This window comes from Leptolyngbya sp. CCY15150 (genome assembly GCF_016888135.1).
Taxonomy (GTDB): domain Bacteria; phylum Cyanobacteriota; class Cyanobacteriia; order RECH01; family RECH01; genus RECH01.
Map to the genome: position 1 here is coordinate 18600 of NZ_JACSWB010000141.1, position 26332 is coordinate 44931.

A 26332-nucleotide genomic window follows, 5' to 3' on the forward strand; every position below is an offset into this window, starting at 1 on the left:
GATCGCTCCCTAGAATGCCACAGGAAGATGCTGAGCCACCTGGATTCTCCATTCCAGGATCTTGGCGTTGCCGCATGCATGACATCGGAGTGGGAGCAAGATGCTCCCACTACCTTGATGGTGAATGAAGGGTGAGCGTCTCGCTCACGGTTCGCTAGCGCCAATCATCTTGCAATTCAGAAACATCAGCATATTTACCAGGAGGTGCGGGCGATAGCTTTAGCTTATCTCGTAAATATGCGGAACATTCGTCAAACCAAGAATTCATGAAAGCTTTGCAGTTTCTTTGCGAGAAGAATAAGCCTCTCTCCTGATTCACACGTATGATCAGGGAAGAAGCTTAACGAGTGAACCCAAAACTTCCGAAATGCCACTGAAGCAATGGTCTTAGGACGCGTGAGATAGTAAGCACAGTAATACTTCTCTATTACGCTTTTATCTCTGCAAGCATTTTATATTAACTGAAGAGGTCGCATGAAAACGGCAATTACGTCTATTCAATCATGGGTGTCTGCATTGAGCGATCGCCACCGAGCCCTGACGCCTCTAGAAATCTCTGTTCTCAAGACCCTAGACTGTGCTAGTGAGTCTCCCGTAGCGCTAGAGCAATATTTATCTGAAAATATCGCTACGGTGTATGCCTCTCTCATCAAGCTGGAACGTCTGGGTCTTGTGCGCGCTACCTGGGTCACGAATCCTGAATACTCGGTCTCCAGCAATCAGTACAGACAGCGTCAATACGAGATTACCGTTCGTGGACGAGCTCGGCTTCCCCACACCATGTCCTCTGTCCATGAGATCCTCGTGTCTCAATCTGGTCAAATCATCTAGCTAGCGCCTGCTAGAGGCTAGCCATTCCCCTGCTAAAGGGATCGCCCTCGTCTTAACTAACCTTTAATTGACACTCAATCTCATGCTCTAGGTGCTGTTTCCACACCGGAGTCTTGGGTTGGGTGTCAATTAGCATGGGGAGCTGCTAGCTTCATCCGTCTCTTGATTCCCTTTCCAGCGTAGAAGATGTGCCAGTTGAAAAGCCGGTCTAGGAGGTGAAACTCTCGGAAACCCCCACCGTCTCAGGCGATATAAGCGTGTGAGTGAGAGCTACACCTTGCGGTTAAAACACGTGGTGTGGTGTCAGCCGATAGACTTCGTTCCTTAGATTGAGCAACGTAACGGACTGATGACCACGCCACGGTTTCTTCACACTTAAGCCTTTCGCAGATGGAATCAAGAGACCTATGAGCGTGAAACGATGGCTGCATCTTGCAGGTGCATTGGGATTGGGATTATTGGCATCAACTGGACGACCTGCGATCGCTGCAACATTTACCCAGCAGGAGGTAAACGCCGATCGATTTGTGACCGTTGCGGCCCCGTTTGCGGGTGGAAGCAGACACCAATTGTTAATTCTGGAGCAAATCAGCGATCGCCGCGATTGCTGGTCAACCCAGTCCAGTTCACCCACGTTGGTAACGCCTCTGCTGCTGGATTTTGACTTCAGCGGCATTTGTGGTCGCAGCACAGACAGCAATGGCTATTCCGTGCGGGTGGGCAATGAAGATCTGGGCTGGCGCTATGGCCTGCAAGTAACGCGCCAAGGTAATGACCTAGTGTTAATGGCAGTGCCCAACCAAGATCGCACTTCCCCTTCCCTAGAAATTGGGCGGACAAACGGCGTCACGAATGAATTTGCGGAAATTCAACTCAATTCTGGCTGGCGACTGACAAGGCGCACCTATAACGGTCAAGCCCTCGGGCATATCTATATCACCCACGATCGCAATCTCGATGTTTTAATTGCGGAAGCTGGAGGACGGACATCCACCGCCACCCGTCCTACCCTACCCACACCGCCCCAAACCTCCACACCATCGACCCCGTCTCCCAGTCCCACTCCCGGCACGACGGTGACAGTTCCCGGCAATCTAGCAACCCTGCCCGAAGCATCGCTCACCAGCACCCGCAGCTACCAAGTCTTAGTATCGGTGGCCACGCCGGCAGAGCAGACCCGTCTCCAGCAACTCGCCCCCGATTCGTTTCGCACCGTGGTGGATGGCTACAGCGTCATGCAGGCGGGTATTTTCCGGGAGCGCGATCGGGCCGCTTCTCTACAGCAGCAGCTCATTCAAAATAACCTCAGCGCTCGCTTAGTACGCTCCAGCATCGATCTAAGCCAAGTGACCCCACGCCCCACCCCGCAACCGACGCCCACCCCTACCCCCACGACACCCTTGCCAGTGCCCACATCGCGATCGCTGGTGGTGATTGATCCGGGGCATGGCGGTCGTGATCCAGGAGCTGTGGGCATTAGCGGTTTACAGGAAAAAGATGTGGTGCTGCCCATTTCGCTGCAGGTGGCCAGCCTCTTAGAGCAGCAGGGTGTGCAAACCCAAATGACCCGCAGCGACGATCGCGAACTGGACTTAGCCCCCCGTGTCGCCAGCGCCGAGCGGGCCAATGCGGATCTCTTTGTCAGTATTCATGCCAATGCCTTGAGCATGAGTCGTCCTGATGTCAACGGCATCGAGACCTTCTACTATTCCAGTGGGCGATCGCTAGCCCAATCGATTCAGTCCAACCTGATTTCCGCCACGGGAATGCGCGATCGCGGCGTGAAGCAAGCCCGGTTCTATGTGCTTACCCAAACCACCATGCCGTCGGTGTTAGTGGAAGTGGGGTTTGTCACCGGTTCTGAAGATGCACCTCGCCTAGGGGATAGTGCCTTTCAAACCCGGATTGCTGAAGCGATCGCTCGGGGAATTTTAGAGCAGCTTTAGGAAGCTACCAGTATGCTGAAGCGATCGTTCCCTAGCCCCTTTGGGGCGGCTACGCCAACGACTGCGCTCAGGGAACGATCGCTCTGGGATGGGCCCAGGATCAGGGTTTTTGCTCCATTCTGCCCAAGGCGATCGCCCTGGGAGACCGTTCACCGCTAAGATGAAAAGAGATTCTGGTGGGTTGATCGACCTTCCTCTGGGAGCTGCACGAGCATTCATTCCCGTAGGCGATCGCCAGGCAAGAGTCCGTCAACCCGGCCCCGATGAACACCCTGTCTAGACATCAGCCCTATGCTACTGAAATCCACGACTCGCCATATCCGTATTTTTAGCGCCACGGTTGATGGCAAAGACCTCAATCCTAGTGCCGATACATTAACCCTGGATATTGATCCTGATAACGAATTGAACTGGACAGATGCCGCGATCCAAGCCGTTCAGGAAAAGTTTCAGGCATTGGTAGACGCCAGCGAAGGTCAAGATTTAACCGACTACAACCTGCGACGCATTGGTTCGGATCTAGAACATTTTGTGCGATCGCTCCTCCAAGCCGGCGACATTTCCTACAATCTGCAAAGCCGCGCCCGGAACTATAGCCTGGGTCTACCCCAAGTGGTGGACAAGGCTGCCCATTAGAGCGATCGCCTGTCGGTCACGCAGCATCTGGGAGTATGGAGCCCAAGGGTGATGCTCCTGCAGAAATCCTACCTAGGAGGAGGCGCGGCGCTGGCGTAACAGGGGAAAGAGTTGCACGATTGACCCTAGGAGCGCTGTGCCAACCACATACCAAGCCCCTACCTGGTTCCATCCAAAGGGGAGCTGGGTGAGAACAGACAGCCCCAATGCAGTGACGCTTAGGGTGACAAAAGAGCTAAGGACTTGATTGACCGTAAGAGCCTCGGCAAGCTTTTGACTGGTTACTTCACCTATTTGCGGGATTGTCCATGAACCTAACTCCTCCGGTAGGGGAGATGGGGTAGGCTGACTTTGCCAAGCCTCTAGATCGCGCTGAAATTGGCGGACGGCTGGGGGGATCTGTCGCAGCGATCGCACGGATGTGGGCACGAGGGTGAATACTCCTGCCTGCTCTCCGTCTTGCCAATAGAGACCTACCGTGGGCGATCGCCACCAGCCCTGGATACCTGGACGGCGCTGGATTTGGGTAATCTGATTGGCTTGTAGGCAAAAGCGGGTTTGCTCTCCGGCATAGTAGAGGCGATCGCCCACCCACCAGACAAAGCCCAGATCCCAGTTATAGAATCCCTCATAGATGCGAGGATTTGCGCCGGGAGATAGGCCCACAAAGCGACCACCCCAGGCATCGATCGGCAATCCTTGGTTCTGCAGTCGTTCTCCTAGCTGCTGCTCTAGGTTGCGATACCCCAGAAGCGGTATCCAGTTGAGCACCGCCAGCATGACGCCAACGGTGGCGATCGCCCCCAAGATCATGCCCAGCCAGGCAAGACCGCCGGTGAGTTGCCAAGTGTTGATCAGAACGGCGGCCAGGGTCGGCGTTAGGGTGAGAGCCAGCAGCAACGAAAGGGATAGGCGAGTGATCACCCGTTGCTTAAAGGCCGTGGAGAAGATCGGCACGGCATCGGTCACCGCCGTGGGCAGGGAGTAGGTGTCTGGCGATTCATCCGATTCTGCTAGCCATTCATCCAGATGTTCGGGCGAAACGTCGTAGCGGGAGGCGATCGCTTCGGCCCGTCGCCGCATGGAGGGATGGGTGAGCAAAAGCTCCTGTCGTTTGCCCCATTCCAGCGGCATTTGGTTGAACTGCGCTAGTTTAACCAAGGCGGTGATCATCGCCTTAGGATTGCCCGTGAGCAACACGGCCTGCACATCCGCCTGATGCTCATATCGGCGGGAGGTGAGGTAATAGGTGAGCAGTGAGACCACAACGGTGACCGGCAGCCAGGGAAAACCCGGTAGCACCAGCGTGGACATCATAAACGTGATCAAACCACAGCCCATGGCTGCCCAGAGCCAGGATCCCTGGAGCGACTGGTGGTGACCATACTGCAAGTGGGACAGTTCATGGGCCACGACGGCATCCACCTCATCCTTGGTGAGCTGCTCCAGCAATGACTGGGTAAACATCACCTGGCCGCCCTGCAGCGCAAAAGCATTGACCATCTTGTTACGTCCCCTAGGCAGGATATAAACTTGGTTGAGCTTCACGCCGGTAGGTTTTGCCAAGTCAAAAATGCGATCGCGTAGATCTCCCATGGTCAGAGACTGCACCGTCAGGTCTTGAGACTTCATCAACCACTGCATCAGCACCAATCGACTGACCACAGCCAGGATCATCCACACCACCCCTAGCTGAAAGGCACCGGCAAACAAGTCTCGTATGCCCGCTATCAAAAACATCAGGGGTAGAAGAATCTGGATCTGGCCTAGAAGACTTTGCTGAATGAGTTCAAACCGGCTCCAGTCCTGCTGCCCGATGTTCCGAAAGACAGGATAGGACAGAGCATAGCTGAGGACATTCACCAGTAGGGGTGGAGCAATCAACATCAAATTGGTGCCCCAAACCGACGATAACCATGCCCAGCGATCGCCGATTAAACTAACTATCGTCAGCGTATCGAAACTCAGCAATAGCACCAGCCAACCGATCCAAACGGCAGAACTCAGCAATCCCAGCCAATATTGATAGCTAAACCACGTCGTAGCCGCCCGATCGGGCGCAACCTGCAAGGCATGGTGTCGCATCCAGAGGATGAGCCCAAGGGGTAGCAAGATGAGAGCGATCCCTAGACCAGCCTGCAGGACAATAGCGGATGTCCGGTAGCCTATTTGTAGCGTTAGCGTTTCGGGTAAGTCCGAGAGATCTAAGACGGTGTTGTATGCCGTAGAGCCAGCATATCCAAGGCGATCGCCCAAGGCTGGCGTCATCACGAGCTGGCCAATCGTTCCATACACCCCCACCTGCAGCGTAGTGATCTCCAAGGCCCGCAGCGGTTCTTCAAGGGCAGAGAGATTCAGGGTGATGATCGATTGCCAGGAACTAAGAGGGCTAGTGGGACGCTGACAATTGACTGTGATCGTTGACCAGCCGTCCCACGCGTCCACCGTGACATCAGAAGCAGCACAATCGAGCCGTTGGGGAAGTTGGTCAGCGATCGCCTGCTCTTCTGCCCCCAAGGCGTCTTGATCAGCGTCTGATAGGGGCAGATTCACCGCGAGATATAGAGAAACCGACTCTAAATCGGTGCTATTCACGGATAAATAGGCATAGGGTGCATCATAGTCATACCCTTCGTCACCCTCCCAATCTTGGGCGAGGCTACGACTGCCCCAACTGCCCAAGCACCATGCTAAGGCGATGGCGATCAAGGCGATGCCCAGCCAACCGTGACGCGATGAACAGCGCGATCGCTGTGAACGTTTTGACACAACTAACCTCCTAGAGGGGACGTCCCCTGGAACTCTGACCTAGAACTCTGACCTGGAACTCTGACTATGGGTAGATCGGTATAATCTGTATAAATAGATGTAAATGAGTCGCTGATGGATGAACAAGCTCCTGGGATCCTGACGCTCTTGCAGGTTGGGGTAGCATTAGCGTCAGCCAACGGAATCTAAGCTGGTTTTGGGTTTCCCGTTACTCAACCCAGCCCACGCAAAACGCTTTGTCCATCACCAGGGTTGGAACCGTGACAATGGGGCGATCGCCTGGTAGCTCTCGCAAATGACGTGCGCCTAGACCTTAGCCCATGGTCTAGATCCCTACCTCGCGAATGTTACGAAATTGTCAATATCCTGAATCGAGATAGGATGATGGCAGCATTGATCCACCAAGGGTAGTGCCTCCTTTGACCTGTACAACCATCGACGGACTCAGGACTCATGGCCAAAGTATTTGATCAGATTACCCAGAATCTCCAGAACTTTATTCAGCAACAGTCGCTGTTTTTCGTGGCTACTGCCCCCTTATCTGATAGCGGACATATTAATCTTTCTCCCAAAGGGCTAGATAGCTTTCGCATTCTGTCACCCACCCGCGTTGCCTATCTCGACCTCACCGGCAGCGGCAATGAAACCTCGGCCCATCTTCAAGAAAACGGACGGATCACAATTATGTTTTGCGCCTTTCAGGGAGCGCCGATGATCCTACGCCTCTATGGAACCGGGCAAACCCTGTTGCCTGGCACCCCCGATTGGGATGCCAAGCGATCGCTGTTCCCTGAAATTCCAGGTATGCGACAGATTATTACGGTCGATCTCGATCGCATCCAAACCTCCTGTGGGCAAGGCGTACCGCTCCTTAGCTATGACGGACAGCGAGATTCCCTGGTGCAGTGGTCTGCTAAAAAGGGCGTTGAGGGCTTGGAGGCCTATCAACAGCAAAAAAATCGGGTCAGCATTGATGGATTACCCACGCCCCTGGCTGGGCGATCGCCCTCCGACTCTCCCTAGCCTCGATGGATTGCGATCCGGATGGGGCATTCTAAGACTGGTATGGATGCAAAGAACCGCCCGGCTGGTCTACAGCGCTGCTATGGCGATTCCCTAGGACACTCCATCTTTTCACTCGCTATACTGGACGCACCGAGCAGAGCAATAGCATGAACGATCTCTTCAAAGGCTTCGAGCAACTGCTGGAATTGGCAAAGACCTTAGAGGAAAAGGCCGAAAAGGGCGAACTCAAGACGGATATCCGCATCAACTCCCGTTCGATGAGCAGCATTCCTCGCCAGGGCAATATGCCGAACGATATCGGCACCAGTCGCATTCGCACCCCCTCCAGCGGGGGCGAGGATGAAGGCGATCGCGTTTTGGTGACGCCGCCACCCGGAGATGATTCGGAGAGTCCTGATCTGCCCGACGCATCCCTGCAAGATGTGGGCGGTCTGGGTGAGGTGCTGCGGGAATTGCGGGAGCTGATCGAAATTCCCCTGAAGCGTCCCGACTTATTGAAGAAGCTAGGCCTAGAGCCAACTCGGGGTGTCCTCCTGGTTGGGCCGCCGGGAACCGGGAAGACCTTAACCGCAAGAGCGATCGCCGATGAGCTAGGCGTCAACTACATCGCGATTATTGGCCCCGAAGTGATGGGCAAATATTACGGCGAGGCTGAAGCTCGTCTGCGCAGCATCTTTGAAAAAGCGGCGCGATCGGCTCCTTGTTTGGTGTTCATTGATGAAATCGACAGCCTCGCGCCCGATCGCGCCAAGGTGGAAGGAGAAGTGGAAAAGCGTCTCGTGGCCCAGCTTTTGGGGCTCATGGATGGCTTTGCTAAAACCGAAGGCGTGATCATCCTGGCAGCAACCAATCGCCCAGATCACCTCGATCCCGCCCTGCGTCGTCCTGGCCGCTTCGATCGCGAGGTGCAGTTCCGGGTGCCGGATCGGGATGGTCGGTTAGACATCCTCACCATCCTCACCCGCGCTATGCCGTTGGATGCATCGGTAGATCTAGGGGCGATCGCTGACCTCGGGGTAGGCATGGTCGGTGCCGATCTAAAAGCTCTCTGCCAGAAAGCCGCCTACTCCGCCCTGCGGCGACAGGTACCCACCTTGAGCGCTCCCATTCCCGACACCATGACCATCACCCACGACGACTTCCTGCAGGCGCTCCGCGAGATTCGTCCTGCCGTTTTGCGGTCGGTGGAAGTAGAATCCCCGAATACAACCTGGGATGACATTGGTGGCTTGCAGGAGGTGAAGCAGCGGCTGCAGGAGTCTGTTGAGGGAGCCCTGCTCTATCCCGAACTCTATGCCCGCACCAAGGCAACTGCGCCCCGAGGAATTTTGCTCTGGGGGCCACCAGGAACCGGGAAAACGCTTTTGGCCAAGGCGATCGCCTCCCAGGCCCGCGCTAACTTCATTGCCGTGAATGGCCCGGAATTACTCAGCCGCTGGGTGGGGGCAGCAGAACAAGCGGTGCGAGAACTCTTTACCAAAGCTCGCCAAGCAGCGCCCTGCGTCATCTTCGTGGACGAACTGGACACCCTAGCTCCAGCGCGAGGTAAATTTAACGGTGATTCCGGCGTCAGCGATCGCGTTGTGGGGCAACTTCTGACCGAACTGGATGGACTACAAGGCTGCCCCAATGTGCTGTTGGTGGGGGCAACCAATCGCCCTGATGCCTTAGATCCAGCCCTGATGCGCGCTGGACGCTTAGATCTGCAACTGAAGATTGACTTACCCGATGCCAACAGTCGTCTAGCCATCCTGCAGGTTCACAACAGCGATCGCCCGCTGCAAGACGTCGATCTAGCCCAGTGGGCCGCCTGCACAGCCGATTGGAACGGCGCAGACCTAGCCCTGCTAAGCAACCAAGCTGCCCTAGAAGCCATCCGCCGCTACCGAGCCCTGCAGCTTGATGATCCTACCCTGGTATCGATTATCACCGCTGACTTTGAGCGGGCTCATCTGGCCCTCGAACTCCAGAAGCGATCGCTCTAGACTTCTTCCACCACCGATGTGGACTTTGTACGTTTGCCGCGATTGGCTGGATTCAGGCTATTTTCCAGCCAGCTAAAGCCCTGCGACAGTACAACTACCATCACCAAATACACCAAAGCAACCGTGCCAAAAATCTCAAAGGAACGATAATTCGTCGCTACAACCAACTGTCCTCGACGGAACAGTTCTTCATAGCCGATGATAGCTACCAAGCTCGTATCTTTGAGCAAAGTAATAAATTCATTGCCCAAGGGCGGAATGATCCGGCGGAACGCTTGGGGAAAGATGATATAGCCCATGGTTTGCACAGGACTCAGACCGAGAGATTCCGACGCTTCCCGTTGCCCTAGCTCAATAGACTGAATGCCCGACCGGACAATTTCAGCAATATAGGCCGTTGCATTCAAACTCAGCGCCAAAATAGCCGCTGCTGGTCGGCTAAAGCTAAATTGGGAACCCATGCTTTGAATGAGCGACGGTACGCCAAAGTAGACCACGAAGATTTGCACCAAGAGCGGCGTTCCTCTGAAGAAATCTACGTAAATGCGAGTGATGATCCGCACCGCTGGAATGGGAGATAGGCGAGCAATCCCCATCAACGACCCTCCAATCAAGCCCAAAAAGATAGCGATCGCCGTCAGTTGAACGGTAATCCCGGCTCCAACCAAGAGGTTGGGAAGGGCCTCTAGAATAACGTCTAGTCTCATGGTGTTGAATAGTGTTTATAACGGCGGAGTTGTAGCAAAATGAGTGTCGTAAGTAGAAGGGAGTCGAAGCTCTAGGAGCCCATGTCCAGAAACGTAATGGGTCTTTGAATCTGAAGATGATTCGAGCCTCGACCTTTCCCCTTCAGTCTCAATCCAAACCAACCGAATTTAGAACGGTTTTACAACGGAGCCTCTTCCGGCAGCTCCGGCGGCTCTGCCCCAAACCAGGTTTGGAAAATCTCCGCATAGGTACCGTTCTCAAGAATGGTGGCCATGCCAGAGTTGACCCGCTCTAGGTTGGGCGACCCCTTAGGAAGAGCAATACCGTAATACTCTTCCGTCACCAGTTCGCCAATCACCTTCAGACCAGGAATATTGCCGCTGGCGATCGCATCTAGGGTCACCGGTGCGTCATTAATCACTGCATCAGCATTGCCATTCGACAACTCTTGCAGGGCCAAAGGAGCTGAGTCAAAGGTGCTCACTTGGGCATCGGGAATGCCGTTAGCCGTCTCCGCCCCCGTGGTGCCGATCTGAACAGCAATCCGCTTGCCTTCGAGATCATCAATGGAATTAATATCCGTGTTGCTCTCTTGAACAGCGATCGCCAACCCAGCCGCAATATAGGGTCTGGAGAAATCTACCGTTTCCAGACGAGCAGCGGTAATGGTCATGCCGCTGATAGCTGCATCCACCGTGTTGGACTGTAGAGCAGGGATAATGCCATCAAAGGGGAGACTTTGAAACTCCACCTCGAAGCCGGCCGCCTCACCAATGGCATTCATCAGATCAATATCAAAGCCGACTAGACTACCGTCCTCAGCTTGAAACTCAAAGGGCGGAAACGCTGGCTCGGTCGCCACCACTAAGAGATCGCTGCCGCCACCGGCTGCATCATCTGCGGGGGCACCCGTGTCACCACCACCGCCCCCACAGGCGGCGATCATCACGACACAAACCAAGCCCAGCAAAAACTGACGTAAAAATCTAAATCGTGTCACTCGAACCATAGTCAACATTCACTTCTATACATTTTTTTCACGAGAACAGCATTCCCAGAAGGCGTTCTGTGATGTGTACGCAACTAACGATGCACCTGATCCTGGCATAAAAGCAGGGTCAACTATCCGATCATTAATCGGATTATTGTACAGGGTTTGTTGAAACCAGTTCGTAGCCAATACGGCGATGTCATGGGACTAAGTATGGTAGAACTGCTACAATGCTGGGACTGTAGCCATGCTAAAAATCCTGATTGTCTTAAGGTTTTCAGGGATGAAGCAGCAAGTATAGTGCAGCGATAATCACTTAATGTAGACAAACCCTGTGTGCCATGGTTAAGGTTAGCGATCGCCAAATGCCTGCTGTACTCTTCGAAGATGTCAAAAAACGGTACGGTGACTTACAAGTTTTAAACGGCATTAGCAGCCAGATTGCACTGGGTGAAGTGGTAGCTATTATCGGCTCCTCAGGCTGTGGTAAAAGTACCTTGCTGCGCTGCATTAACCGCCTAGAGGCTATCAACGGTGGTCGGTTAATCGTCAACGGCATAGATATTTCATCCCCCACTCTGCCCAACCAAGAACTACGCCGCCTGCGCACCAACGTCGGCATGGTGTTTCAGCAATTTAACCTCTTTCCCCACAAAAGCGTTTTAGATAACCTAACCCTAGCGCCTCAGAAAGTGTTGGGTCAGTCTAAGTCTGAAAGCAAGCAAACAGCTTATTTTTTCCTGGAGAAAGTTGGCTTAGCAGAAAAAGCCAGTGCTTATCCCGATCAGCTTTCTGGTGGACAAAAGCAACGGGTGGCGATCGCTCGGGCCCTCTGCATGAAGCCCCAAGTGATGCTCTTTGACGAACCGACCAGCGCTCTCGATCCAGAGCTAGTGGGAGAGGTGCTGCTGGTGATGAAACAACTGGCGGAAGAAGGGATGACCATGGTGATTGTCACCCACGAAATGCAATTTGCCCGCGAGGTCGCCGATCGCGTCATTTTCCTCAACAAGGGCTATATCGAAGAAGAAGGATCAGCGCGGGAAGTATTGACCAATCCCCAAAGCGATCGCCTACAGACCTTCCTCAGCCGCATGAGTTTTGCAGCGGTTTAGCATGGGTTTGCCCATCGCCCCTAGCTAACCTAAGCCTTTGAGATAGCCCTGAATCAGTTGAGCGATCGCTACCACCTCCAGCATGGAATAGGTAAAGGCATTAGCGACCCAAAAAGACTGATTTACCTTGCGCCGATCCAGCGTTTTCAGTCTCCACCGCCCTAGCCATGACTCGATGGCTACGGAGAGGAAAAACATGGGGATGAGGGTTACCATAATCTCCAAAGGCAACAGGAAAAATACGCTCGTAGGGATCAACATCACCCACTGAAAAAGTAGTTGACTGAGAAAGGCCGTCGCCACCAGTAGTGCAATCCCTCCACCCAGGGTAGAGATAAAATTACCCGTAAAGGATATGTATAGGGCGAGCGGAATACTGAGCTTTAGGTACTTTCTGTGAACATAAGCTTCGATCGCCACGATAGGGATTAGGAGCAGAACTTGATATGTAATGCTCTGAGTGAATAAAGGAATACCTGAATTTGCAAGGTAAAACGATGGGTTCAGATGCCAGATCAAGTCAGATGCTAGTGAAACCATAGATATTACAGAGTTTTTATAGGATGGTCATAGAATAAATCTAAGACAATGGAAGTATGTCAACGTTGCTGGGTTTACAGCTGTTGACGGTTATGCCAGACAGCGATCGCTGCTTGATGCACCTGATGCCAAGGCTGAGTTGTGGCTTGGGCTACGGCCACACAATCCTCATACTCTGGCTGAGCATTGAGGATTTGACCCTGTTCATCCCGCGCTACCTTAATATGCACCAGATGACCATCCAACGTCACCTGATGAAACTCCCGCGCTAGGGCCCGTCGCTGGCAGAGCGATCGCCGTATGCCTAGCGTTGTGGTTTCTCGAAATAAGATTGTCTCGCAGTCCTCCAAGCGATAGCTTTTACAGATCACCGTCAGCAATATACCAGGACGAGACTTTTTCATGCCGATCGCTTGGGTAAACACATCCAGCGCCCCTGCAGCAAATAGAGCATCAAATACATAGCCAATCGCTTGGGGGTTGAGGTCATCAATCTGAGTTTCAAGAACAGCGATCGCCTCCAGAGATCCACCAGGTAAGGATTCGGTGGATAGATCGGGAACTGGATTGGAGACTGGATGAGGATAGGAATCGGGCGATAGGCGCATCTCACGTTGGCAGGCCTGTCCATCATCCCCCAGCCCCCAAGATGGGGAAGTCGGATTCAAAGTCCCTCTCCCTTCTTGGGAGAGGGATTTAGGGTGAGGGCTGCCAAGGGATGCAGCCTCGGGCGATCGCGTGGGGACAGTATGAACGTGAGGCGCTACTGTCGTCTGTTCCTCCGGGGTTTCTCCAAGCCATAGCCGTAAAATATTAGGGATAGATAGCGATCGCCCTCCGGCTCCAAGCCCCACGCGCTGCAAAACCATCGGTGGTGGCGGGCCAAATTGGAGGGACAAGGTCGTGGCGATCGCGGCTCCTGTGGGGGTGACCATTTCCCGATCGATGCCATTGTGGTAAATCGGCACGTGGCGCAGTTCCCAAAGCTTGAGCACCGCCGGAGCAGGAATAGGAATGCGACCATGGGCCGCCCAAACCGTCCCGCCGCCGGTGGGCAACGCTGAGCAATAAAGCTGATCAATTTTCAGCCAATCTAGCCCCAAACAAGTACCGACAATATCCACTATTGCATCCGTTGCCCCCACTTCATGGAACTGCACCTGCTCCGGTGGAATGCCATGCACGGCTCCCTCGGCCTGGGCTAACTGCCGGAAAATTGCCAAACTCCACTGCGTAGGGCGATTGGGCAACTGCGCTGCCTGAATCATCTGCTCAATCTCTAGCAGGCGGCGGGTGCCGTGGTCGTGGGTAGGGTCAGCATCATGGGTGTGAGCATGATCGTGAGCATGATCGTGATCATGGGTGTGAGGATGATCGTGAGCGTGGTCAGCATCATGGGTGTGGTTGGGAGGGCGATCATGATCATGGGCAGAGATGGGGGGCTTGAGGAGATCAACCTGCACCTTCGTCGCCCGCTGGCCATTGTGATTCGCCTCCTCTGCCCGCAGTTGAAATTCATCACCGATGCCCAAACGCTGCAACTGCTCAACCAAATACTGCAGCGGCACCCCCGCATCCACCAATGCTCCTAAACACATATCGCCCGACAGTCCTGTCGGGCAATCGAGATACGCCACCTTTGCCATGCACTGAGTCCTAGGTTTTGAGACTACTCACCTCTATGACGATGGCACATCGACCCAAGCTCCTGCTTGATGGGAGGCATGGGTCAAATCCATCAATAGCTGAGAATATACACCTTCCTGCAGCGACGGAGCCGCCGGTTTGCCGTGATCAATACACTGCACCCAGTGATCGACCACACGGATGAAGGGAGCCAAGCGGCCATCATCGTAGGTCTGGGGAAACTGCAGGCGATCGGGAATTTCTACCTCGGTCAATGGGCCACCATTTTCACTCAGCCATAGCTTAAAGCCGTGAACATAGTCGCTTTGGTTGTCACTACCTAAGACCAGGGTGCCGCGATCGCCATAGATTTCCAGCCAATGGCCCCGCCCCTGGTAGGTCACAGCGCTGAGGGCAATCTGACAGGGCGTCCCGTCCGCCAGATCCAGCATGATGCGGCAGGTATCGTCAGCATCAACAGGCTTTGGCTCACCGCTCACCGGGTCAGGGCGGGTGGCGATCGCTGTACTGAGTTGACCACAAAGCCGCGTTGCCGGGCCAAACAGCCATGATAGATAGTCAAACACATGGGAACCGATCGCCCCCAGAGCGCCGCCGCCTAGATCCTTTTGGGCATACCAGTTCCAAGGACGATTGGGATCACCCCGTCCAGACACCAGCCAGTCTATCGCAATGAACCGCTTCTGACCCACCACGCCCTCGGCCAACAGTTCTGCTAACCGTTGCCAGGCCGGCACAAAGCGAAATTCAAAATCTAGGGCAGCGATCGCCCCGGTTTGCTGGGACAGCGCCAACAGGTGTCGTGCCTCATCGACCGAAAGCGCCGTAGGCTTCTCTAATAAAAGATGCTTGCCCGCCCGTAGCACCGCCTGGCCCATCTCCGCGTGCAAAAACGGCGGCGTTGAAAGACTCACCCCATCCACCGCCGGGCATTGCACCAGCTCGTCCACCGAGGTAAACACATGGGGAATGCCATGCCGAGCAGCGATCGCCTCCGCCTTAGCGCGATCGCGATGGTACACCGCCGCCACGTTGGTGCGATGGTGTGCTTGAAAGCCTGGAATATGGATTTTCTGCCCAAAGCCCGTGCCAATAATGCCAATGCCAAGTTCTGTCTGTGCCATGGCGTCTCATCTTCCTCATCTACGGTCAAGCGATCGCATCCTCTGATATTGCGCCGCGTCCGTCAAGGTGAAACGTCCGTCCCAACTATCCCGAAATTCCCAGTTCCCGCTCAGTTCCCGTTCAGGTTCCAGCCGTAAAACTGTCATATCCCCCCAACTCAGATCTACTCACGATGAGGTTTCCTAGACAGTGGAAGAGACGCAGAGTTTTGGAGAGAGGGCAAGATCGCAAGCAGCATCAGCTCCTAATCCCCAACCTCCATCGAGGACATCTCCATCTCTACCTGTATGAATAATTCTCAGGAGTGATCCGATTTTCCCAAAACCTGTCACAATGAACGCCTAAGGATTCGTAAGGATCAACGGGCAGTGCCCAAGTTTTTTTCATGATTGCTGCGATTCGATTGCCTGATCTCTTTTGGCTATGGCGCTTTTCAAGCCAATCTATATCCAAAAGCGACAGCGACCTCGTATAATTCGGCGTAACAAATTCTGAGAAGCTGTTACAAACGTTAATAAATCTGTTAGATTAACTCACATTAGAAGATCAACTGCTGGTTCATGAACATTACTGAACGACAAGCTCATTTAATCAACTTTTTGCAAGACGACTTGGCCATTCCTGAAGACTCCATTGCCGTCGCCCTGCGCCACCATATTCAAAAAACCGATCCGTTGCCCATGGTGCTGTGGCAGTACGGACTGATTACCCTGGAACAGCTTGATAAGATTTTTGACTGGATGGAAACGGCCTAGGATCGCAAGACAGAAGAACGAAGACAGAAAAACGAAAAGGAATCCAGGACATACAAGGGTTTCCGTCTTCGTCAATAGGCGGGTTACTTCCGCCTCAGAGTACTAGGGGGCTGAGTTCTGCTGCCTGAGTAGGTGACCATCAAGCAACAGTGACCGTCGAGCAACAGTGACCGTCGAGCAACAGTGACCGTCGAGCAACAGTGACCGTCAAGCAACGGTGGTGTCAATCTGGTGAACGGACAAAGCACGAGAACTTTCATGATAAAGCCCCTCTTCCAGGACGGTCGAGGGGCTTTGATGTTACGTGGGATAGTCTTGTCTGTCAGCATTCCCCCAGTATGTCCAAGGACGGCGTTAGTCCACAGCCTGCAATTCATCTAAGCGAGCCAACACTTCAACGCTGTGAATAGCAGGACGCACGCCTAGGAAGCGATCGCGTAGGATACCCTCGGGATCAATCACATAGGTATGCCGCAGGGAAACACCGCTCAGCCAAGAACCATAGGCTTTACTCACCGCCCCAGTCGTATCAGCCAGCAGGGGAAAGGTCAGCCCTTCCGAGTCACAAAATTCTGCGTGGGACGTTACATCATCCACGCTGATGCCCAAAATTTGAGTATGACGATCTAAATACTTGGGCAAGTCTTGCTGAAACCGCTTGGCTTCCAGGGTGCAGCCCGGTGTGAAGTCTTGGGGATAAAAATAGGCCACCACCCACTGCCCTCGGTAGTCGGCTAGGGATATCTCACCATCGCCCGTATTGCTCGGTAGGGTGAAGTCTGGGGCTGGGGCATTCAACGTCGGCTGGGGGCCACCCAGGGCAAATGCTGCGGGCATTCCGCCTAGGAACATACCGAAGGCAAGTAAACTACTAAGCACATAGCCCAGCAGCCGGCGACGAGAAGGGAGTATCTGAGTCACAACCATAGTTTTGTAACATAAACTTTATATAAGTTTACAGTTAATAGCTAAAACTGGAAGGAGAGCGATCGCCCTTCGGTCATCAACGGTACTGAACCCTGTCCCAGTTAAGAATCCTCAACAGCTCGCTCCATCTCATGCTGTGGCTGTTGGGCACCACGCCCTAGGTCAGACCAGGAACCTACCAGAACCGTTAAGCTGAACCTAAAGATTCATGGTTGCGACGCAAATCATTGTTGAAAATAGAAGAATGTCAGTAGCATAGATTAGCTTTCTACCGATACCTGTCTACCAATTTCTGATGCTTCGTTCAAACCATGCGGAAACGAAGGATGGTTTGTGGGAAACCTAAAGATAGAGTGTGACGTGCCTTCCTCTGACTCAGCCTATGGCTGACCCAAGCAGTCGCTCTAATCAGCCTCAGTACGGGGTTTGGGTGATGACTCTGGTTATATAGAGATGTATTCTTCTCTAGTAGGCTCGGCATCTGTCATGACATCTAAACATCAGGTTCAGCATTTTGCACTGTTTTGCGTTAAGTCTGGGATTCTACTGTGACTTCTCAACCCGACCAAATTCAAGCCCTAATCCGCGAAATTGATGGCGTGCTAAGTAAGGCAAGTCCTCGCTTGCCGTGGGTGATGTCGGCGGAGGCAGCCGAGCAGCGCAACGTGCTAGAGCAAACCCGTCGGTCGTTGCTAGCGCTTCAGCAGCAAATGTTGGCTGAACCTCCTGCCGCACACTCGTCTCAGCCATCCCCTGCGCTAACTGAGGAATCTGCCCAGCATGTCCTGCAGGCGTTTCTGCAAGAAATGAGTTACTTGCGCACCAACATGCTGCAGCCCCTGCGGGCCGATATCGATCGGCTCAACCGCGAGCGCGACGCCTTGGTGCAAGATGTGCAGCAACTCCAAGGCCAGCGCCAGCAAATGGGTCTGCCGGCGGCGGATCAAACATCCATGATCGATAGTTTTCTGAAGGCGTTGATGAATCGTCTCCAGGAAACTCTATCTGAGCAAATTGCCCAAACCCTTTCCCAGTATGAGCAGGAGGAGCGATCGCTTCCCGGTTCTCCTGAAGCTGCCGCGTTGCCCGCAGCCGATCTCATGCCCTTGTCTCCCAGCCAGCGATTGGCCCGGATTCAACAAACCCAGGCCCGTTCCGATCAGCTTTTGCTGAAGCTCGACGCTACGCTTCAAGTGATCTTCGAATCCTTGCAGTCCAATATCCAGAGCTATGAAGACTCTCTGTCCCAAGGGCTGGAGAAAATGCATAGCTTAGGACAGCAGGGTGAGTCGATGTTTGCGGGGCTAGTGAATCGTCTAGCGCAGCAACTGGGTCGTGAGGCCTCGTCCTACCTGCAATCGTCCCTAGAAGCAGAACGGTGGCGATCGCCTGATGCACCAGCTAACCTACAACCTCGCCCTGCTGAACCACCGGCGACGGGAGATCCTACGTTAGACAATCTATCGGATGAACAGATTGATCGTCTGCTGAACGAGCTGAACGGGGGAACTAGCGAAGACGCTCCCGCCAAGCCAGAGCCTCCAGCCAAAACACCCTTTTCGCTGACGGACTTAGTTGGCGATTCAGACGACGACATCACCATCTTCCAAATCAGCGAGCGCCATCCTCTTTATACGCCCGAGGATGACGACGAAAAGACGATTATTCAAACCAGGGAAGAGTTTGAAGCCGCTCGGGCAGCCCGAGAAACCCCCAGTCCAGCGATCGCCTCGAATCTCGATAATCTAGAGTCGGCCCTAGATTGGTTGGAGCACATGGATGAGGATGAACCCACGCCTCAGGTTTCGACCGAGGGCGTGCCTACACCGGAAGCGATCGCTGCCGACACCGACGATGTCGCGATCGACACACCGGAAACCCTGTACGCCGATGATTTTTATCAAAGTTTATTTGGCGAAGATGAAGACGGCTCTCTCACGGAGCGATCGCCTAGCCTGGCGGATGATTTTACGGCCGAGGCCCCAGAAGACCTGGGTGGTGATGCCACAGATGTCAATGACGTGTCTAACCTTCGCCCGTACCGCTTTGGTCTTGAGGAAGATGAAGTCCTCAATGACGACCTATTTGGTGGATTGTCTGACCCGGCTGAGCAACGGGCAACCGAGACCGGCGAGCAAGCTGACCTAGAAGATACTGACCTAGAAGGTAGGGAGGCCAGTGATTCAGACCTAGACCTAAACCGTGATGAATCGCTGTCTGGACTATCCACCCAGGCTCTCCAAGATCTCTTCCCAGACAATGAACCGCTGTTTTCAGACTACGACAATAGCCAAGCAGCGATCGCCTTGGATGGTGACGAAGAGGAGCGTTTGGGCTTCCTCGACTCCGATGCTCCGATCACAGAGCGCGACTTGGCCCTAGAGGATGATGCTCAAGACAGCGACTGGAGTGATACCCCTCTGGTTGATCCCGAGCACATGATTACTCGACTCACAGATCTGATTGAACCCAGCGAACTGCCGGCCTTCCTGGATACCAGCCAAGCGCTTTCAGGCGACGACGATCGCTACATGCCCGCCTCCCCCGACGAAGACCTGCTGGGCGGTGAGGAGTTCGATATCGCCCCCAGTGAGCTGATTCACATTGACGACACGACCCTCAATCAACTGGAAAACGATTTATCAAGCCTTGAAAATCCAGACTCGCCATTTCCCATTGATCCCAATACTGAGCTGAGTGCGACCTTAGAGCGCTGGGATGGAGCAGCAGCGCCATGGATGGATGAGCTAGGGCTCGCTGATCCCAACATGCCGGATGCTCGTCTGGATGAGGAGGTCACGGAAACGGTTCCAGACGCGGTTGATCAGGCTCGCCCAGAGATGCCCGACGAAGACGCCATGTCCGGTCTAGACTTCGCAGCAGATATGGGGGATGCGCTTAACTATGATCTGGAGGCAGACCAAAGCAGTCTAGATGAATTCGGTCTAGATGAATTCGGTGACGAAGACCTGGCGGCAGATGAGCATCAACCGGCAGCCATGGATGACCAGCCAGACGACGACGTTCGTCCCTTGGATAATCTTGCTGATGTCTGGGCCGCTTTACGAGAAACCCCCTCGGAGCTTGAGGCACCGGCAGCGTCTCCGGAAGCGTCTGAGGATGCCGCAGAGGGTCTAACCCTTGATGCTATCGGCAATGACTGGGAAGACGCCGAAGACTATCTTTCGTCCGTTGAGCAGGATCATTCTCCTGACCAAGATGATTCTCCTGCCGATGCAGATCGATCGGCTGATGTGTTCGGCGGTTGGGAGACCGATGCATTCACGGATGACGTCACGGATGACGTCACAGATGAAGCAGCCACGGATGCTGGCCGTTCAGAAGGGGCGATCGCTGATCACGAACCTCATTTTCCCGATACCAGTGAGCTGGCGTTTGAAGACGATGACGCCGCTCTCTTTGGGGCAAGTTTTGACGACGGTGAGGGTGGAATTTTTGACACCTTTGACACAGAAGACCAGCTCTCTGACGATGCTGAAGCCCTGTTTGATGCCGATGATGCCCAAGTCCAGACCGTGGATGTGGATGATCTGCTGCTGCCCGATGAGCCGGCTCCAGCGCCAGCATCTCCTGTTGATCAGCCATCGGTTGACCAAGAAACCCTTCCGGCTGCAGAAACAGCTTGGATAGATGACGATACCCATAACATCGAAGCGTTACTGCTGAACAGTGATGATCCTGTGCCTGCCGATGATTCCGCAGAAGCGGCTTGGAACGATGCTGATGCCGATACCATCGAGGGTTTACTTCTCAGTAGCGATACCTCAGACGTTGTGGAAGAAGAGGCGATCGCTGCCCCCGTCGTTGATCCTGAACCCACCTTAGGGGATTGGTTTTTATTTGATGAAGACGCGCCCGATCTGCCTGCAGCCCTCGACGAGGATGCCCTCATCGAAACGCTGCTGGAAGAAACACCCGAGGACGAAACGCTAGAGGACGAAACGCCCGAAAATCTGGATGAAACGCCCGAGAACCTAGACGATGTCTTCGAAACGGTGCAGGATACTTCGTTCATCCCTGAGCCTCACGAAACATCCGCGCCTCCCCCACCGGAACCGGTGGAAGAAACCCTAGCTGAGCTGTTTTCCGAACCCGAAACCTCTGCGCCGCCCCTTGACCTTGGCGATGAGTTTACCCTCGATACCCTGCTGGAGCGGGTCTTAGATGGAGAAACACCGTCTGCCGATGCCCTAGACAGGCCATCAGAGATGCCGGCAGCAGCCGAGGATAGCGCCGCCCTGTTTCCTGAAACGGGTGAACCTGAAACGAGCGAAACCTTAGAGGGCTGGTTTACTGATGACTTGGAGGACACCTCGATGGATGTGGCTCCGACAAGCGATCGCCCCAACCCACCTACCTGGGATGATGATCAGGATGAGCCGTTCAACGATGACTTAGACAGTATGTTCGGGGATGCCAGCATTCTCGATGAGAACCCCGAGTCGATGGATAGCTTATTTGGCGATTTCGATGACGAGGTAGCCGACTCTACCCTCAATGACTTCGCCGATGCTTTTGCCGAAGAGGATCAAGAGCCGGTGCCGCAACCACCTGAGGCGGAGACCTCTCTGGATGACTTATTTGGAGACATGTCTGCAGATACCGAGGATGGCTTTGGGGAAGCGGCTGAATCGTCTCCATTGTCGAATGCAGAGACTTCTCTGGATGACTTATTTGGCGATATCCCTGATGATCTGGGTGATAGCCCAGAGCGGTCGGCTGATCTGTCTGCCGATGATCTGTCGGACGATCTGTCTGCGAATCTTGAGACATCACCTCAATACACCATCGATGACCTCGATGATTTCTTTGGCGCGGAAGACGTCCCCGAGACGCCGGAAAAAAAAAGCCCATGAGGCAAGCTATTACCTGGATGGGCGATCGCTCTCCCCTAGACCATGATTCCCCCTGGTTTCTAGCCATCGACTTGGGTAGCACCCAACTCTCGGCGATGCTCGTCAATCGCCAAACCCGCACCCTGCACCCTATCTACTGGTTTAGCGTTTCCGCCCAGGCGGGAGCCTCCAAGTCCTTTGGGCTGCCCACCTCGGTCTATTTATCGATGACGACCCCGGCATTGTCCCCAGCCAGCGATCGCTCCACCGAGCCACAGATCACCCCACTGGCGGTAGGTGCCAAAGCCGATGAACTCGCCGATCTCAATCCAGCCACGGCTGGTAACCCGCACCCTGCTGAAGGCAATCAGCACCAGCGCATGTTGCTGCGCCATCTGAAAGCCCATGTCCTGAATCCCGCCGAGCACCTTAAGGAGCGCGATCTACAGGCGGCCTGCAGCATTGTGCTGGCCACCCTCAGCGGTTTTCGCGGCGATCTGCTCTCACCAGCCACGGTTCAATGTGGGGCAGAAGGATTGACCTCGGGGGTAGTGCAGACGGTGCTGAGGCAGTTAGGTGGCGTTCTAGTCAGCAGCCCGCTCACGGTGGATGAAACCTATGAGCGATCGCTCTGTGAGGCCATCCTCCAGGCTAAACTCGTGCCGTCTCGTCAGTCCATTGGCGTGATCAACGATGGCAGCGCCCTCCTCGCGGCCCAGCGCTGGTTTATCGAGCCTGCCAATCCGCCGGTGACAGCATCGACGTCATCCTTTAGTGTGGTTTGTTCTACCGGGGCGATCGCGACGGAACTGATTGCCTTGCAGCATGACCAAGTCATCCAGGTTCAGGCCTATCCCTATGGGGATCAGGCCATTCAGCAAGATGTGATTCACCTGCTGCTGGATAGTCTGACGACCTCCGCCAATATTGCCGTTGCGCCCTATGGCCCCGACCTCGATGCTGCCCGCCCGCCCTTGCTGACGGCGTTCCTCTCCCCTAGGGATCAAGAAGCGATCGCTCAGGACGGTCTAGCGGCCTGCCTAACCTATGACCTTGATGCCCTGCCCAGACTAGGCCAGGTAGACGCCAGCCAACGCCAGGTCTGGCAAACTCACCTAGATACCACGGCTCTAGGGCGATCGCTGCAGCAGCTTGCCCAGCGCATCTTGCGATCGCTCAGCGACCATCCAGTCCTGCAGCTTCAGGTGGGCAGCTACGCCGGGTTGATGACGCGTCAAACCTTGGAGCATCACATTCTTTGGCCCTACCTGCACAATCTTGATCCTGTGGTCGTGCGCTTGCTGGAAGAGCTGGCCATGCCCCCCCAAGCCATCGAGCAGGTGATCTGCGGCGGCTTGCTGTATCACCATGGGGCGATCGCCCGCTGGCTCCAAGAAAAGTTTCCCCATGCCCAAGTGGAGGTGGCTCGCATTGCCCCCCCTCGCGTCATGCCCGCCCTCGCTTCTCCCCAGGGATGCGATCGCCCTAGCCCCATCGTCTACGGCATGGGGATTGTGTTGCTATCCCCATCACCTTCCCTAGAGACCCAGACTTAGGTTTCCGACGTAGGAGATGTTTTCCCGAGGAGAGGCGCTAGGTAGGCCACCAAGGCTCCAAGGGTAAATCCTGCCACGTTTCGTAAAACCGGCAGCCAGTCAGGCGTACGGGTTACCACGGGCCCCAGACCGAAGGCGATGAACAGAATGCCCCAGAGCGGCGAAAAAATGAGCGCCCACTGCCATGCAAAGGGCTGCCCTTCCTGTCGAGGCTGGGCTGCAAAACCGAGAACCACCCCGCCAAGAATAGAGGTAATCAGAGTCAAAATCCACTGCTCCCTAGGTAGCCCTGGCACCACCTGACAACCACCTCGTCGTAGGCAGACCTGAATGGATTCTAGCGCCGAGATGATGGAACGATCTTCGCCATTGTCTCGCACAAAAAACTGATTGCCGTAGCGGGTTTGTAGCTCAATCCAAAAGGTGCGGGGCAGCAGGTCATACAGATCATCGCCGACGCTAAAGTTCAGCAAGTTTCCGCCCCGAGGATCCGCCACCAGCAGCACACTGCGTTGATCTAAACCCCAAAAATCTTTGACCGATCGACCGGGGGTGCGATCAAACTGCGTCAACACCCGCAGCTTCCATCCCGTTTCTGACTCAAAGGCCGATAGGGCTTGATCAAGTTCGTCTTGTTGAACACTAGCCAGTGAATCCGCTAGGTCAATGACGTTGGTGGGAGCCTCTGGCAACAAATCAGGATTTTCATAGGCATGGGCTGTTGGAGCGATCGCCCAGCTACAAAGAATGAGAACAACGGTGGCGCAGAGAACACCAATCGGGCGGAAGGCAGCATGAATCATGGGTATTTTTAAAGCAAAAAGGTGCGAAAACAGGGCCAGCCTCAAACCAAAGGAACGAGATCGGCCCAGCCGTGACCGGACTAGCAAACAATGTACCGAGCAAGATCAACGCTGTTGAGTTGTCCATGGGCGATCGCAGATTAGAAAACCTGCTCTCTACGCCCAAGCCATCTTCGCGCATCAGGAGACGGGCGTCGTCACCTCGGTAACATGAACCGTCGTCAACCCGGATCTTTACACTTGTTTACCTGATTCTAATACTAAAGTTCCTTCGAGGGGTGCGTCAATTCTCGAAAGAACGTGAGTTCGATGACGTTAGAAAGCCAGAAACCCCTGCTCTTTGGGCAATGACCGACATGTTCAGGCTGAACTAGCCCAGCCCATATCTCATCCTTCCACCAGCTCAAGATGAACGCAGCGGTGGATCATCTCCGTCGAACGCATCTTCAAACGAGGTGTCTGCTAGCGCCAGTTTTCAAGAGGCTCTTCTGGGACATGGTCAAGCCAATCTTCGCCAACCCGAATCGTCAGGTCAGACTCAAGATCGCCCGTTGATGCTGCTACTACCGTCCCTACGCCTAACACGGTTTCTAGCGACGTAGCTCCGCTATAGTCCCCCCGCTGCACAATAATCTGCGTTTGGGACTGGGGTGAGGGCCAGTCTTGCACCACGTAGACATGGTCAAACCCTTGGTCATAGAGATAGTTCAGAACTTGGGTCGCAATTTGGGGTTCACCGGAGGCATTTTGGACAGCAATGCGCAAATCTTGAACCGACTGACGATCAAAACGACTGGCTAAGCCCGACGCACGCACATCGAAATAGTCAGCTAAAACCTGATCGCGACCGTTGATGTCCATGAGCCAATAGCTGGCGATGAACTCATCCGGTGAACTAAACCGCCCTGGCAGCATGACCATCCGAAAATCTTCTGACGTCAAGTCTAAGCCAAAGTCTACAAGGGCTAACATTTCCTCCACCGTCAGATTGGTGTCAATGTAGCTCTGCAGCAGATCGACTGCCTGAGGTACTTGGGGCAAAAAGCTAGGGCTTGTGAGGCGATCGCGTAGGGCACGGATGAGCTGCTGCTGGCGCTGTACCCGGCCAATATCGCCATAGCCATCGTTGCGGAAGCGGACAAATTGTTCGGCTTGGTCGCCGTTCAGCACCTGTTGCCCTTGCTGTAGGTCAATCTCAAGCCCTTGGGTTTGGTCGGTGTATTGCATATCGTAGGGCACAAACACCTCAACCCCGCCCACAAGGTCTACCAGTTGACGAAAGGCTTCGGTATTGACGCGCACGTAGCGATCAATCTCGATGTCATTCAGATTGGCGCTGACCACATCGGCAGCCATACGTGCGCCACCCATGGCGTTAGCGTGGTTGACCTTGGTTACCCCTTGAAAGGGAATATCGACCTGAGTGTCGCGAGGAATGGATAGAACATTGATCGTTTGCGATTCTGGCTCTAAACGCACCAACAGCATCGTATCGCTGCGTCCGTCCATGGGATTGCCCGCCCCCTCATCCAACGGCTCATCCACCCCCATCACCAGAATGTTAATGGGACGCGTGATCGGATAATGTACACCCTTACGCCATAGATCGAGTACGGAAAAATCTTGCAGAGGCTGGTCAGGAATCAAGTTCACCGAAGCCGGCGTAAACAAAGCTACCGTAGCTCCCAAGACCGCGGACGTGCCAACTGCCGTTGCTAAGACAAGCGATCGCTGAATCCATTGACTCATCCTCATACCCACCCGCCCCGTTGCAGCGTCGGGGAGACTCGCAGACAGACTAACCGTAGCTGGCCCCGTAGCTGGGCGATCGCCCACCGCTGTTGCCTTTTCAGGTGCTCGTTTCGGAAACTCATTAGATTCTTGATTCACTCCATCCCTCACACTTATCTCACACTGGTTTGGTATCACACACGCACCCATAGGTAGACCCCTAGTCAAGAGCAATGTATAGTTTTGTGTGCGATCGCTCTCCGCGATTATATCCGACAGTTTTGGTTACCGGTGTCTAACGTTGTACGATCTGGTTTAGATTTCGCTTAGATTTTGCGAGAATTCATCGATCGCTCCCCTCAGATGCAGCACCTAGCTAGATGGC

18 protein-coding genes and 1 pseudogene are annotated in these 26332 nt (G+C 54.3%); 9 read left to right on the forward strand and 10 right to left on the reverse strand.

All coding sequences use genetic code 11. The features are described from left to right. Positions 1-474 precede the first annotated feature (474 nt). Complete coding sequence (locus tag JUJ53_RS04480; protein WP_204150786.1) at positions 475-831, forward strand: hypothetical protein; 357 nt, start codon at positions 475-477, stop codon at positions 829-831. Between the two features lie 407 nt (positions 832-1238). Then, positions 1239-2777 carry a DUF3747 domain-containing protein gene (locus JUJ53_RS04485; RefSeq protein WP_204150787.1) on the forward strand — a complete coding sequence of 513 codons (1539 nt, stop codon included), beginning with the start codon at positions 1239-1241 and terminating at the stop codon, positions 2775-2777. Here JUJ53_RS04485 and JUJ53_RS04490 read toward each other — a convergent pair. Then, positions 2763-2930 (reverse strand): hypothetical protein, encoded by a 168-nt coding sequence (locus tag JUJ53_RS04490; protein WP_204150788.1) that lies wholly within the window; start codon positions 2928-2930, stop codon positions 2763-2765. The genes JUJ53_RS04485 and JUJ53_RS04490 overlap by 15 nt on opposite strands. A 138-nt stretch (positions 2931-3068) precedes the next feature. On the opposite strand from JUJ53_RS04490, the gene JUJ53_RS04495 reads away from it, so the two are divergent. Beyond that, positions 3069-3413, forward strand: a complete 345-nt coding sequence (locus tag JUJ53_RS04495) for an NAD(P)H-quinone oxidoreductase subunit M (RefSeq protein WP_204150789.1) — start codon at positions 3069-3071, stop codon at positions 3411-3413. 72 nt (positions 3414-3485) lie between these two features. On the opposite strand, the gene JUJ53_RS25435 is transcribed toward JUJ53_RS04495, so the two are convergent. After that, entirely contained in the window at positions 3486-6182 is a 2697-nt protein-coding gene (locus JUJ53_RS25435) for a M48 family metalloprotease (protein ID WP_204150790.1), read from the reverse strand. Positions 6183-6635: 453 nt separating this feature from the next. On the opposite strand from JUJ53_RS25435, the gene JUJ53_RS04505 reads away from it, so the two are divergent. Together JUJ53_RS04505 and JUJ53_RS04510 are read left to right on the forward strand one after the other, a co-directional pair. Further along, on the forward strand, positions 6636-7205 hold the full coding sequence (locus tag JUJ53_RS04505) for a pyridoxamine 5'-phosphate oxidase family protein (protein ID WP_204150791.1): 570 nt from the start codon (positions 6636-6638) through the stop codon (positions 7203-7205). 149 nt (positions 7206-7354) lie between these two features. Then, on the forward strand, positions 7355-9193 hold the full coding sequence (locus JUJ53_RS04510; protein ID WP_204150792.1) for an AAA family ATPase: 1839 nt from the start codon (positions 7355-7357) through the stop codon (positions 9191-9193). Here the strand turns inward: JUJ53_RS04510 and JUJ53_RS04515 are convergent. Together JUJ53_RS04515 and JUJ53_RS04520 are read right to left on the reverse strand one after the other, a co-directional pair. Further along, a pseudogene (locus tag JUJ53_RS04515) lies at positions 9190-9894 on the reverse strand (amino acid ABC transporter permease); the annotation flags it as partial. The gene JUJ53_RS04510 and the pseudogene JUJ53_RS04515 overlap by 4 nt on opposite strands. A gap of 185 nt (positions 9895-10079) precedes the next feature. After that, the gene (locus JUJ53_RS04520) at positions 10080-10910 is read right to left on the reverse strand and encodes a basic amino acid ABC transporter substrate-binding protein (RefSeq protein WP_204150794.1); all 831 of its coding nucleotides are present in this window, start codon (positions 10908-10910) and stop codon (positions 10080-10082) included. Between the two features lie 323 nt (positions 10911-11233). On the opposite strand from JUJ53_RS04520, the gene JUJ53_RS04525 reads away from it, so the two are divergent. Beyond that, complete coding sequence (locus tag JUJ53_RS04525) at positions 11234-12007, forward strand: amino acid ABC transporter ATP-binding protein (RefSeq protein WP_343327886.1); 774 nt, start codon at positions 11234-11236, stop codon at positions 12005-12007. Between the two features lie 24 nt (positions 12008-12031). Here JUJ53_RS04525 and JUJ53_RS04530 read toward each other — a convergent pair whose 3' ends face one another. The 3 genes from JUJ53_RS04530 to JUJ53_RS04540 form a co-directional block, all read right to left on the reverse strand. Next, complete coding sequence (locus JUJ53_RS04530; protein WP_204150795.1) at positions 12032-12223, reverse strand: hypothetical protein; 192 nt, start codon at positions 12221-12223, stop codon at positions 12032-12034. A 398-nt stretch (positions 12224-12621) separates the two neighbouring features. Next, a complete protein-coding gene (larC, locus tag JUJ53_RS04535) occupies positions 12622-14193 on the reverse strand; it encodes a nickel pincer cofactor biosynthesis protein LarC (protein ID WP_204150796.1) in 1572 nt (523 codons plus the stop codon). A gap of 33 nt (positions 14194-14226) precedes the next feature. Then, entirely contained in the window at positions 14227-15318 is a 1092-nt protein-coding gene (locus tag JUJ53_RS04540; protein ID WP_204150798.1) for a Gfo/Idh/MocA family oxidoreductase, read from the reverse strand. A 561-nt stretch (positions 15319-15879) separates the two neighbouring features. Between JUJ53_RS04540 and JUJ53_RS04545 the strand changes: the two genes are divergently transcribed. After that, positions 15880-16074 (forward strand): DUF2949 domain-containing protein, encoded by a 195-nt coding sequence (locus JUJ53_RS04545; RefSeq protein WP_204150800.1) that lies wholly within the window; start codon positions 15880-15882, stop codon positions 16072-16074. A 354-nt stretch (positions 16075-16428) separates the two neighbouring features. On the opposite strand, the gene JUJ53_RS04550 is transcribed toward JUJ53_RS04545, so the two are convergent. Beyond that, entirely contained in the window at positions 16429-16926 is a 498-nt protein-coding gene (locus JUJ53_RS04550) for a peroxiredoxin (RefSeq protein WP_239124782.1), read from the reverse strand. A 623-nt stretch (positions 16927-17549) separates the two neighbouring features. Here JUJ53_RS04550 and JUJ53_RS04555 point away from each other — a divergent pair. Together JUJ53_RS04555 and JUJ53_RS04560 are read left to right on the forward strand one after the other, a co-directional pair. Next, positions 17550-21878 carry a hypothetical protein gene (locus tag JUJ53_RS04555; RefSeq protein ID WP_204150802.1) on the forward strand — a complete coding sequence of 1443 codons (4329 nt, stop codon included), beginning with the start codon at positions 17550-17552 and terminating at the stop codon, positions 21876-21878. After that, positions 21875-23413 (forward strand): hypothetical protein, encoded by a 1539-nt coding sequence (locus JUJ53_RS04560; RefSeq protein ID WP_204150803.1) that lies wholly within the window; start codon positions 21875-21877, stop codon positions 23411-23413. Before JUJ53_RS04555 ends, JUJ53_RS04560 begins: the two co-directional genes overlap by 4 nt. Here JUJ53_RS04560 and JUJ53_RS04565 read toward each other — a convergent pair. Both JUJ53_RS04565 and JUJ53_RS04570 read right to left on the reverse strand, forming a co-directional pair. Beyond that, positions 23410-24216 (reverse strand): TPM domain-containing protein, encoded by an 807-nt coding sequence (locus JUJ53_RS04565; protein ID WP_204150804.1) that lies wholly within the window; start codon positions 24214-24216, stop codon positions 23410-23412. The two genes, JUJ53_RS04560 and JUJ53_RS04565, sit on opposite strands and share 4 nt — an antisense overlap. Positions 24217-24678: 462 nt before the next feature. Next, entirely contained in the window at positions 24679-26106 is a 1428-nt protein-coding gene (locus tag JUJ53_RS04570; RefSeq protein ID WP_343327887.1) for an LCP family protein, read from the reverse strand. Positions 26107-26332: the final 226 nt, after the last annotated feature.